The following is a 10,371-nucleotide window of genomic DNA, read 5'->3' on the forward strand; positions in this document are numbered from 1 at the left end:
CGCGGTGATCGGCTCGGCGATGCCGGTGCCGGTGTGCGTTGTCGCGGCCTCCCTGTGCAGCGTGTCGATCGCCTCGCGCACGGCGGCGGTGTCGGCGCTCCCGCCGTCCCGGCCGGTGATCGCGACCCGGGCGGGGCTGGGCGATCCGGGGAAGGCGTCGTTCATGCGCACCGCGGCGTCCACGGGGGCGACGCTGCGCGGCAGGCTGTCGGTGGTCGCCGGGTCCTGCAGGTGCATGCCGAGCGCGGGCAGTGTCATGGCGAGCAGGGCGAGCGCCGCGATGCCGCCGGCCAGCGTGGGGCGCCGGACGACCCCACGGGCCACGGCCGACCACGTGCGCGACGCGCGCGCCGCGGTCCTGCGCCGGCCCAGCCAGGGGATGCGGGCCTTGTCGACGCGGTGTCCCAGGGCGGCCAGGAGTGCGGGCAGCACCGTCAGCGAGCCGATCACCGTCAGGCCCACGACTACCACGGTGCCGGCCGTCAGGCCCTTGAAGACGTCGAGGCCGGTGAACAGCAGGCCGCACACGCAGACCATCACGGTGAGCCCGGACACCACCACGGCGCGGCCGGAGGTGCGGGCCGCGACCGCGAGGGCCTGCCCGGTGTCGTGTCCGGCGAGCCGCTCCTCGCGCTCCCTGCGCAGGTAGAACAGCGAGTAGTCGATGCCCACGGCCATGCCGACGAGCAGCACGATGGAGGAGGCGGCGCTGTTGACCGGCACCACCTTGCCGATGGTCTGCAGCAGACCGAAGGTGGCGGTCACGGCCGTTGCCGACAGGATCAGCGGGATGCCCGCGGCGATGAGCGATCCGAAGACGACGAGCAGGATCACCAGGGTGAGCGGCAGCGAGGTGACCTCGGAGCGCTGGAAGTCGTCCTTGATCGCGTCGTCCACGACGGCGTTGAGGCTGCGGTCACCGGCCTGCACGATCCGCAGCCGCGGATGGCCGTCCTGGACCTTCCTCACGGCGTCGACGACGGCGCGGTGGTTCTGCTTCTGCTTCTCGACGGGCCCGGCGATCTCGAAGGTCACGAGGCCGGAGCGGCCGTCCCGTGAGATCCAGCGCCCGCCGTTGGCGCCCAGGGGCGAGCCGATGTCGCGTACCGCACCCCCGGTGTCGCGCAGCGCCGCAACCAACTCCTGGGCCGCGCCCCTGAGTTCGGGGTTGGCCATGAACCTCGGGCCGCCGTCCTCACGGGATTCGCGGGACTGGATCAGTACGTTCTCGCGTATGGAGTCGCCGGCGTCCTCGGCGCGGACGATCTGCTGTGCCCGGCCCGCGTCGCCGGGATCGGTGGAGCGGGCGTCGTGTCCTGCGATCAGCCCGCTGGAGAGGACGGCGACGAGGACGAGGGCCAGCCAGCCGGTGATCGCCAGGGTGCGATGGCGGACCGACCACCCGGCGACGGCTTCCACGATCCCGCCTTCGGCCGCCGCCCTCCGGCCTGCCCCGTCCTGGGGTGTTCGGTCCGGCTTGCCTTTGCGCAGCATGGGCTGCTCTCCTTGGTGTGAAAGGTGTATCCAGGGAAAACTCGCCTCACGGCGAGGGAGATGCCTTCCGAATCTGGGCCGCCGAGTTGCCGCTCGGCGGCCCAGCTCATGGTGATCACACGTGGCGGGCCGGCCAGGGGCCCCGCTGTCGCGTGTTCTACTCGACCTCTTTGAGGATCCGCTCCATGGACTCCAAACGCTCCCGGACCTTCTCGAGTTGACGCTCGGTCCGCTGCTGGACATCGACCGCGGCCTCGGCCAGCCTGCGGTACTCCCCTTCGCGCGCGAGCGCGGCCTTGGCCCGGTGCGTGGCGCCGAGCTGCCAGACGACCACGGTGATCACGATCGTGATCAGCAGGAAGAGGCCCGCCGCGCCGACGACCTCCGTCCAGTCGGACCCGCTCATCGGGAGTCTCCCTTCCTCTTGTGCTCCTGCGCCGTGTCGGCGCTGGTCAGAGTCGGCAGTACGGCCGCGATCGATTCCGGCGTCAGGTGAACCGCGAAGGGTGTCACCTCATAAAATTTCATGGCTTTCCCCTCGGGTGAGATCTCCAGCTGCGCCGACACGAGCCCTGCCGCCTCCAGCTTCTTCAGATGGACCTGGAGCAGAGCCCGGCTGATCCCCAGGTCCCGAGCCAACTGGCTCACGTACTTGCGCCCGCCGGCCAGCACCGCCACGACCCGCAGACGGTGCGGGTTCGCGAGTGTCGCCAGCATCAGTACCAGCTCGTCGCCGGTGGGCATCGGCGTTCTCATAGCAACCCCCAGCACATGCAAAGAAATGTTAGCAGGTGCCTATTTCCTTTGTCGCCCGTAGATCGGGCCTGATCCTGTCGATCTTTGGCCGCCCGCCTGTTTCGGCAGGTCGTGGGGGCGCGGACGATGGAGGGGTTCTCGGTTGTTGTCAGTCGTACGAGGAGGGGAGTCGGCATGGCTCTGGAGATGCGTGACCGGTGCGAGCGCTGCGAGACGGCGGCCCTGGCGGCGGACGGGCCCGCCCGGATCTGCTCGTACGAGTGCAGCTACTGCGTGCCCTGTGCCGACGCCATGAACGACGTCTGTCCCAACTGCGGCGGCGAACTCGTCCCGCGCCCGCGCCGGGCCGTCGGGTGACCGCAGGTAGTTGAAGTCGCATATGCGCAGGTCGGCCGGGGGTCCGGCCGGCCGTCCATCAGTCTCACTGATGATAGTTGATACCTTCGCGAAGGTTTTTATTTCATGGGTCCATGACCGCATCCACCAGCTCCACTCCGGAGCCGGCAGCACTGCCGGCTCGTCCCGGGGCCTACCCGGACGGCAGGACCCCCCTCGCCGACGCCGTGCTCGCAGTCGCCCGACGTGACATCGCCACGTTCCACGCGCTGCCGCTCTCGCACGGCCGGTCTATCCGCGACTCCCACATGCGGGAGACCTACGAGGCGCTCTTCGGCGTCGCGCAGCTCGCGGCCGACGTGTCCTACAGCGGCACGATGCTCGATTCCTTCTTCCGGCCACGGGGCCCGCTCCGCGAGGCCCAGCGCCTCGCGGCCCGCAGCTTCGGCGCCGATGCCACCTTCTTCCTCTCCGCCGGCACGAGCACCGCCAACCGGGTCGCCCTGACCGCGCTGACCCAGCCCGGCTCCCGCGTCCTCGCGGACCGCTCCTGCCACCAGTCGGTGCACTTCGCCCTCAACTCGCTCGGCGTCGAGGTCGCGTACGCCCCCATGCAGCGCTGCTGCGACGGCTGCCCCCGGACGTACGCCGACCTGCCCCGGCTCCTGGAGATGTTCCGCGCCGCCGCCGCCGAGGGCCGGCCCTTCGACACCGTCGTCCTCTCCGCCGTCTCCTACGACGGCGTCCGGTACGACCTGCCGACCGTCCTCGCCGCCCTCGCCGCCGTCCACCCCACGGCGTCGGTCCTGGTCGACGAGGCCTGGGGCGCCGCCCACCGCTTCCACCCCCGGCTGCGCCCGCTCACCGCGCTGCACGCCGTCGAGACCCTGCGCGCCGCCGACCCCCGCTTCGCCCTGAACGTGGCCGTCACCCACTCCGCGCACAAGTCGATGTCCGCGCTCCGCCAGGGCTCCTACCTGCACCTCATCGGCGACGGCGAGGCCCAGGAGCGCACCGCGCAGGCCCTCTTCCAGCACCACACCACCTCGCCCAGCTGGCCCGTCCTCGCCAGCCTGGACCTCGCCCGGCTCCAGGCCGAGACCGAGGGCGAGACCCTCCTCGGCCGCTCCCTCGGGCTCGCCAGCACGCTGCGCGTCGAGCTCGCCACCGACCCGCGGCTCTCCGCGTACCGCCCGCTCGGGCCCGACGGCCACCTCACCGACGCCGCGCAGCTCGTCAGCGACGACCCCACCCGGGTCCTCGTCGACATCAGCGCCCTCGGCATCACGGCGGCCGACTTCCGCCGGATGCTCTTCGACGAGTACGCGCTGTACGTGGCCCGGGAGAGCGGCGACGCCGTCCTCTTCCACATCCACATCGGTGTGGACGAGGCCACCCTGCTGCGCCTGCTCGACGCCCTGCGCACCATCCAGCGCACCTACCGGAGCGCCTCCGCGGCCCTGGCCACGGGCACCTCCGAGCACTTCATCATCGCCTACCCGCCCGGCATCCCCATCACGGTGCCCGGCGAGAAGCTCTGCGAGCGGACGCTCAGTCAGATCGACGAGCTGCGCTCCAGCGGCTGCGAGATCTACACGCTGCGGAACCCGACCGTCTCCGCGCGCGAGCTCGCCGTCCAGGCCGCCGTCACCGGCTCCGTACCGGCCACCGTCGATCACCTGCCGGCCCGTACGAGTACGAGCGAGGCCCGCACGGGTGCGAGCGAGGCCCGTACGAGCGGGTCCCGTACGGCCGAGTGCCGTACCGAACAGCTCGCCGGTGCCGCCGCCGCCGTCTCGGCCGCCGGCACCACCGCGGCCACCGTCACGGCCGCCGCCACCGCCGTCGTCACCAGCTGATCCGCCACCCCCGATTTCGAGGAGAGCACCTCATGATCAAGATCGCGGACATCCGCAAGCACGCCGCCCGCTGGCCCCAGCGCGTCGCCGTCGTCGACGGCGAGACCCGCATGACCTGGGCGAGCCTCGCCGACAAGGTCAGCCGGGTCGCCTGCGCCATCCAGGACCTGCTGCCCGAGGCCCGGCCCGCCCGCGCGGTCTTCCTCGCCGAGAACAGCTGGGAGCTGGTGGTCTCCATGGCCGCCGTCAGCTCCCTCGGCATCCCCTGCGTCGGCCTCGACTACACCGCCGGGCCCGTCGCCACCGCCGCCGCGCTCGACCAGCTGGAGCCGACCGTCGTCATCACCTCGAAGGCCCACCGGGCGCTCGTCGAGGACTGCGGCTGGCCGGGCGGCAGAGACATACTCGACATATTCATCGACAGCGAGCCCGTGGGCCTGCCCGACGGCCAGACCGTCTCGGTCAGCTTCACCGACCTCCTCGTGTCGGCGCCGGGCGAACCGCAGCCGGTGGAGCAGCCGTTCGAGGCCTTCTCCTTCACCTCCGGCACCAGCGGCGTCCCCAAGATGGTCGTCCGGCGCACCTCCTTCGAGGCCCGCCGCTTCGCCGACCTCGTCGACCAGTACGCCTTCGACGAAGAGGACGTCCACCTCGTCACCGTGCCGCTCTACCACGCCTCCGGGCCGGGCTGGGCGCGCATCTTCCTCACCCTGGGCGGCACCGTCGTCCTCGGCCCGCACGACGACGCCGGGGAGCTCATCCGCATCATCCAGGACGAGGGCGTCTCCACCACCCTCATGGTGCCGCCCGTCCTGGCCCGGGTCGTCGCCCACCCGGACTCCGAGCACCTGCACAAGACCTCCCGCCTGCACTTCGTGCTCTCCGGCGGCCGGCACCTCAACCGGTGGGTCATCAACAACGCCTGGGACCGTCTCGGGCCGGTGCTCCACCTCTACTACGGGACCACCGAGACCGGCGTGAACGTCATGATCGGCCCCGAGGAGCTGCACGTGGCGCCCTGCCGCTCCGGCCGCCCCATGCCCGGCAACACCGTCGTCGTCCTCGACGCCGACAACAAGCCGCTCCCGAAGGGAAGTCGGGGCAGGGTCGCCATCGCCAGCTACCAGTTGATGGACAGTTACGCGACGAGCGAGCCCGACTTCATGACCCTCGACTACGGCGGCCGTACGCAGCGCTTCCTGCTCACCGGTGACAGCGGGCTCGTCGACGAGGCGGGCCGGCTCGAACTCACCGGCCGCAACGACGGCGTCGCGAAGGCCGAGGCCGGCAAGCCGCTCGACGTCAACATCTTCGGTCTCGAAGCCGACTTGATGGACCTGCCCTGCGTCCGGGAGACCGCCGTCCTGCGGACCAGTCTTCCCGGTGCGGGCGAGGTGCTCGTCGTGCCCTTCACGCCGGTCGCGCCCGAGCGCCAGGAGAGCGGCTACCGGGCGGTCAGCGCCGCCTGCGCCCGCCGGGTGCCCTGCCTCCCGGCGTACGTCGTCCCCGTCGACGCCATCCCGTACAGCCCGACCGGCAAGGTCAGGGCCGCCCAGCTCCTTGAGTCGGTCCTGCCGCTGCTCGACATCCGGCCCGCGGACTCCCGCGAGCCGGAGCCGGCCGGAGTCTGATCCGTACGACTCCGCTGGTCCGTACGACTCCGCTGGTCCGTACGGCCCCGCTGGTCGGTACGACTCCGCTGGTCGGTACGGCCCCGCTGGTCCGTACGGCTCCGCCACGGGCCGGGTCCCGTACCCCTCCACAGGACCCGGCCCCCTCCCCGCCCTTTCCTCCCACTCCCAGCCGGCTCAGGCCCGACAGGAAGACTCATGAACAGTCAGAACACGTACACGCGAGGCGTCCTCCTCTGCCTCCTGGCCACGGTGTCCTGGGGCGCGATGTTCCCCCTCATGGACTCCACCCTCCAGCACATCGACCCCTTCACCTTCACCGTGATGCGGTACACCATCGCCGGTGCGATGTTCCTGGTCTTCCTGCGGATGCGGGAGGGCAGGGCGGGGCTCCGCCTCAAGGGCGAGCGCATCGGTCTGGCCTGGCTGTTCGGCACGGCCGGCTTCGCGGGCTTCCAGTTCCTGGTCTTCTTCGGCCAGGACCTGATCGGCGAGCGCGGCGCGCTCAACGCCTCGATCATGATGGCGACCATGCCCATGATGGGCTTCCTGGTGAACTGGGTGCTGAAGAAGGTCGTTCCGCCGAAGTTCTCGCTCGTCTTCATCGCGATGTCCTTCGTCGGCACCATCCTCGTCGTCTCCGACGGTGACATCGGCTCGCTGATCGCCGACCCGAAGACGGCCGGCGCCGACGCCCTGCTGCTCTTCGCCGCGCTGTGCTGGGTCGTCTACACCTCGGGCGCGAGCTACTTCCCGACCTGGTCCCCGATCAAGTACACCGCCATCACCACGGTCCTCGGCCTCGCCTCCGCCGCCGTCATCACGGCGATCATCCTGGCCGCCGGCGGCGTCCCGGTCCCGACGGCGGGCGCCGTGGGCTCGATCCTGCCCCAGCTGGCCTACATGAGCGTCATCGCCGGCTTCGTCGGTGTCCTCGGCTGGAACTTCGGCAACCGCTACCTCGGCCCGCTCAACGGCGTCCTGTTCATGGACGTGGTGCCGATCACCGCCTTCGTGATCTCCGCCCTGACCGGTGTCGTCCCGGCCGGCATGCAGATCGTCGGTGCCTCGCTCACCGCCGCGGCGCTGGTCTTCAACAACCTGTACCTGCGCCGGGTGGCCGCCAAGGCCGCGGCGGCCGCCCCGGCCCCGACGCCGGTCGTGGCTTCCGGTTCGGGTTCCGGTACGGCCTCCGGTACGAGCTCCGCTTCCGCTCCTGCGCCCGTCGGCTCCGGCAGCAGGTCCTGACCGGTCCCGACCCGCTGAACGCGTACGGCGTGGCCTCCCACCTCCGTGGGGGGCCACGCCGTTTTCCGTTCCTCATGGCGGGCACGCGGCTGATCAGCCGCGCAACCCGTCGAGGAGGACGGCCCGCAGTTCCTCGTGCCGCTCGGCGAGGTCCTTGCGCCGGCTGAGGACGTCCGAGATGTGCTGCATGCCGAAGAAGGCGGAGACCAGGACGCGGGCCGCCGCGCGCGGTTCCACTCCGGCCCGCAGTTGTCCCGCGTCCCGGGCATCGGCGATCAGCCGGGTGAGGTAGTCCTCCCAACCGACGTACGGCTCCGGCAGCTCGGCGTCGATCAGCGCCCGCTCGATCTGGAGCCGCGCGCCGGCCTGGACGACGATGTCCGTCGCGAACGCCCGGGTGACCGTGTCGAGGACGGCGGTGAGCGTGTCGAACGGCTCCTCGTGGTTGCCCTCGGCGCCCTTGAGGATCTCGGGCCAGCGCGCGTAGTGCTCCTGCACGACCGCGACGGCCAGGGCTTCCTTGTTCGTGTAGTGGAAGTACACCGCTCCCTTGGTCATCTCCGCGCGTTCGGCCACGTCCTGGAGGGTCACGGTCGCGTAGCCGCGCTCGGCGAAGAGCTGGGCCGCCGACTGGAGGATGTGGTTCTTCGTGCGCCGGGCGCGTTCTTGCTTCGGTTCGCTTCGGGGTGTCGCCATGCCTGTCCGCCTCTCTCGTGCCTACGCCTTGCAATATACATTCCCGAAGGTATATTTCTTGCTGCCGAGGGGCCACCGAGGTCCCTCGCCGACCACGATGCTTCACCTTGTAGGGGGATAAGGATGTCCATCGGTGTGCTGCAGACCGCGTTACCTGCCGGACCGCTCGCCTCGACCGTCGAGCCGCTCGCCTCGACCGTCGAGCCGCTCGCCTCGACCGTCGAGCCGCCGGCCTCGATCGTCGAGCAGCCCGCGCCGGCCGTCGGGCGGCTCCAGTCCATGATCCGGGAGGTCAAGGACGGGCTGAGCTTCGACCGCACGATCTCCCGCCGGTTCGTGCACCGCGCCTCGGTGACGGAGGTCTTCCTCACCGACGCGGCCGCGGCCGGGGCCGACCGCTTCCTGGTCGGCGCCCAACTGCCCCGGAACCACGCGCTGTACCGCCCGGAGGAGACCGGGCAGTGCGACTTCATGCTCCTCGTCGAGACCGTGCGTCAGGCCGGCATCTTCCTGAGCCACCGCTACCACGACGTGCCGCTCGGCCACCACTTCATCTTCAAGGCCCTGTCGCTGCGCATCAGCGACCCGGCCGCCCTCCGGGTCGGCTCCGGGCCGCTCGCGGCGGTCCTCGACGTCAAGGTCGTGACCCCCGCCGGCGCGCGGAACCCGCGCCGCTTCGACGCCCGCTTCGACATGGTGATCGAGGTCGGCGGCCGGGAGTGCGCCCGCGCCTCCGCCGGGGTCGTCGTGATCGACGGCGTGCGGTACGGGCGACTGCGGCAGCGCGGCCGGATCGCGGAGACCGCCCCGCAGGCGAGCGCCCCGGCGTACGGGGCGGGCACCGGCGACGACCGGGCGGTGCTGCTCCCCGTACCCGCCGAAGAGGCGCGGCCCCTGCCGGACGGCACCCGGGAATGGCGGCTGCACGTCGACCCCACGCACCCCGGCTACTTCGAGCACCCCTCGGACCACGTGCCCGGGATGCTGCTCCTGGAGGCCTTCCGGCAGGCGGCCCGGCAGGCGGCCCGGCAGACGGGTCAGGAGACGGGTCAGGAGACGGGTCAGGAGACGGCCCGTCAGGCGGATCAGCGGACGGCGGGAGGCACGGCGCTGACCACGCTGACCTCTCTGGACGCCGAATTCGCCGTCTTCGGCGAGCTCGCCGAGGCCGTTGCCGTCGAGGCCACGGCGGGGGAGGACGGCCGGGTGCGCCTCTCCGCCACCCAGGGCACACGCGTCCTCGCCACGGCCGTGGCCCGGTGCGCGTGACCGCACGGCGAAAGGTTCAGGGGAAGAACGGACGAGCGTAGAAAGGCAGAAGGATGGAACTCCAGCACTTACGGGCCTTCCGCGAAGTGGCCCGGGAACTCAGCTTCACCCGCGCGGCCCACAACCTGCACTATTCCCAGCCCGCGGTGACCGCGCAGATCAAGGGCCTGGAAGAGGACATGGGAGCCTCGCTGTTCCAGCGGCGTGGCAACCGTGCCGTGGAACTCACGCCGGCCGGGGCGCGCCTGCGTCCGCTCGCGGAGCAGATCCTCGAACTGGTCGAGACGGCGCAGTACGAGATCGCCGACCCCGCACCCGCGCCCGCCAGGGCGAGCAGGCGGATGCCCCCGCTCGGAGGCAACGGCTTCGGGGCCGGCCGCCTGACTGAAGGCCGCCTGACCGATGGCCGCCTGGCCGATGGTCACCTGACTGGCAGTCGCCTGACCGACAGTCGCCTCGCCGACGGCCGTCTCACCGGCAGAGGGAGAAGAGCATGAGCATCGCTCCCGCGCGGGCCGCGTTCTTCGACGTGGACGAGACCCTGATCACCTGCAAGAGCATGGCCTGCGTCCTCGCCCGGTACTGGGGGCGCGGAGAGGTGGCCGCCCGCAGACTCGCCGCGGCGCGCGCCTCGCTCCAGCGCCAGATCCGCGAGGGCGTGCCCCGCGAGCAGGTGAACCGTTCCTTCTTCCGCTTCCTCGCCGGCAGTCACCTGGACGACCTGGAGACCTGCGGCCGGGAGTGGTACGAGACGGCCCGCGCCGGCGGACTGCTCCACGCCCCCGTGTACGAGGCGCTGCGCCGCCACCGGGACGCCGGCGACCTGATCGTCCTCGTCTCCGGAGCCTTCTCCGCCTGCCTGGACCCGCTGGCCCGGGAGATCGGCGCCGATCTGGTGGTGTGCACCGTCCCCGAGGTGACCTCGCAGGGACGGCTCACCGGAGAACTGTCCGGCCCGCCCATGATCGGCGAACCCAAGGCCGAGGCCGTCCGCCGGATCATCTCGGCCTTCGGCCTCGCCGCCGAGGAGTGTTTCGCGTACGCCGACGACGAGAGCGACCTGCCGCTGCTGCGCTCCGTCG

Annotated in this window: 11 protein-coding genes; 7 read left to right on the forward strand and 4 right to left on the reverse strand. The window is 71.3% G+C overall.

The features are described 5' to 3' along the window. The 3 genes from CCN56_RS02455 to CCN56_RS02465 form a co-directional block, all read right to left on the reverse strand. The coding region (locus tag CCN56_RS02455) for an MMPL family transporter (protein WP_179199648.1) at positions 1 to 1,494 on the reverse strand (1,494 nt) is incomplete at its 3' end. 157 nt (positions 1,495 to 1,651) lie between these two features. After that, the gene (locus CCN56_RS02460; RefSeq protein ID WP_086822906.1) at positions 1,652 to 1,900 is read right to left on the reverse strand and encodes a hypothetical protein; all 249 of its coding nucleotides are present in this window, start codon (positions 1,898 to 1,900) and stop codon (positions 1,652 to 1,654) included. Further along, positions 1,897 to 2,238 carry an ArsR family transcriptional regulator gene (locus CCN56_RS02465; RefSeq protein WP_256961681.1) on the reverse strand — a complete coding sequence of 114 codons (342 nt, stop codon included), beginning with the start codon at positions 2,236 to 2,238 and terminating at the stop codon, positions 1,897 to 1,899. Before CCN56_RS02465 ends, CCN56_RS02460 begins: the two co-directional genes overlap by 4 nt. A gap of 186 nt (positions 2,239 to 2,424) precedes the next feature. Between CCN56_RS02465 and CCN56_RS02470 the strand changes: the two genes are divergently transcribed. The 4 genes from CCN56_RS02470 to CCN56_RS02485 all read left to right on the forward strand — a co-directional run bounded on the left by CCN56_RS02470 (position 2,425) and on the right by CCN56_RS02485 (position 7,324). Beyond that, positions 2,425 to 2,607 carry a DUF1272 domain-containing protein gene (locus tag CCN56_RS02470; protein ID WP_086822909.1) on the forward strand — a complete coding sequence of 61 codons (183 nt, stop codon included), beginning with the start codon at positions 2,425 to 2,427 and terminating at the stop codon, positions 2,605 to 2,607. 113 nt (positions 2,608 to 2,720) lie between these two features. After that, positions 2,721 to 4,445, forward strand: a complete 1,725-nt coding sequence (locus tag CCN56_RS02475) for an arginine decarboxylase (protein ID WP_086822911.1) — start codon at positions 2,721 to 2,723, stop codon at positions 4,443 to 4,445. 32 nt (positions 4,446 to 4,477) lie between these two features. Next, complete coding sequence (locus CCN56_RS02480) at positions 4,478 to 6,076, forward strand: class I adenylate-forming enzyme family protein (RefSeq protein ID WP_086822914.1); 1,599 nt, start codon at positions 4,478 to 4,480, stop codon at positions 6,074 to 6,076. A 198-nt stretch (positions 6,077 to 6,274) separates the two neighbouring features. Next, positions 6,275 to 7,324 (forward strand): DMT family transporter, encoded by a 1,050-nt coding sequence (locus tag CCN56_RS02485; protein ID WP_086822917.1) that lies wholly within the window; start codon positions 6,275 to 6,277, stop codon positions 7,322 to 7,324. Between the two features lie 93 nt (positions 7,325 to 7,417). Here the strand turns inward: CCN56_RS02485 and CCN56_RS02490 are convergent, their stop codons facing one another. Then, positions 7,418 to 8,020: a ScbR family autoregulator-binding transcription factor gene (locus tag CCN56_RS02490; protein ID WP_086822919.1), complete on the reverse strand. Its 603-nt coding sequence runs from the start codon at positions 8,018 to 8,020 to the stop codon at positions 7,418 to 7,420. Between the two features lie 135 nt (positions 8,021 to 8,155). On the opposite strand from CCN56_RS02490, the gene CCN56_RS02495 reads away from it, so the two are divergent. From CCN56_RS02495 to CCN56_RS02505, 3 genes are all read left to right on the forward strand, one after another. Beyond that, positions 8,156 to 9,289, forward strand: coding sequence for a ScbA/BarX family gamma-butyrolactone biosynthesis protein (locus CCN56_RS02495; protein ID WP_107484085.1), 1,134 nt, complete (start codon positions 8,156 to 8,158; stop codon positions 9,287 to 9,289). Between the two features lie 53 nt (positions 9,290 to 9,342). Continuing rightward, positions 9,343 to 9,786: a LysR family transcriptional regulator gene (locus CCN56_RS44135; RefSeq protein WP_256961682.1), complete on the forward strand. Its 444-nt coding sequence runs from the start codon at positions 9,343 to 9,345 to the stop codon at positions 9,784 to 9,786. Next, the coding region (locus CCN56_RS02505) for an HAD family phosphatase (protein ID WP_086822925.1) at positions 9,783 to 10,371 on the forward strand (589 nt) is incomplete at its 3' end. The genes CCN56_RS44135 and CCN56_RS02505, both read left to right, overlap by 4 nt.

The sequence above is a fragment of the Streptomyces sp. NRRL B-24572 genome (genome assembly GCF_002156145.1).
GTDB lineage: Bacteria > Actinomycetota > Actinomycetes > Streptomycetales > Streptomycetaceae > Streptomyces > Streptomyces vietnamensis.

Excerpts from the sequence above, each read along its gene's own strand:
- CCN56_RS02480 (WP_086822914.1), top strand. The coding sequence starts at position 4,478 with ATGATCAAGATCGCGGACATCCGCAAGCACGCCGCCCGCTGGCCCCAG.
- CCN56_RS02465 (WP_256961681.1), bottom strand. The coding sequence starts at position 2,238 with ATGCCCACCGGCGACGAGCTGGTACTGATGCTGGCGACACTCGCGAAC.
- CCN56_RS02490 (WP_086822919.1), bottom strand. The coding sequence starts at position 8,020 with ATGGCGACACCCCGAAGCGAACCGAAGCAAGAACGCGCCCGGCGCACG.
- CCN56_RS44135 (WP_256961682.1), top strand. The coding sequence starts at position 9,343 with ATGGAACTCCAGCACTTACGGGCCTTCCGCGAAGTGGCCCGGGAACTC.
- CCN56_RS02485 (WP_086822917.1), top strand. The coding sequence starts at position 6,275 with ATGAACAGTCAGAACACGTACACGCGAGGCGTCCTCCTCTGCCTCCTG.
- CCN56_RS02460 (WP_086822906.1), bottom strand. The coding sequence starts at position 1,900 with ATGAGCGGGTCCGACTGGACGGAGGTCGTCGGCGCGGCGGGCCTCTTC.
- CCN56_RS02475 (WP_086822911.1), top strand. The coding sequence starts at position 2,721 with ATGACCGCATCCACCAGCTCCACTCCGGAGCCGGCAGCACTGCCGGCT.
- CCN56_RS02470 (WP_086822909.1), top strand. The coding sequence starts at position 2,425 with ATGGCTCTGGAGATGCGTGACCGGTGCGAGCGCTGCGAGACGGCGGCC.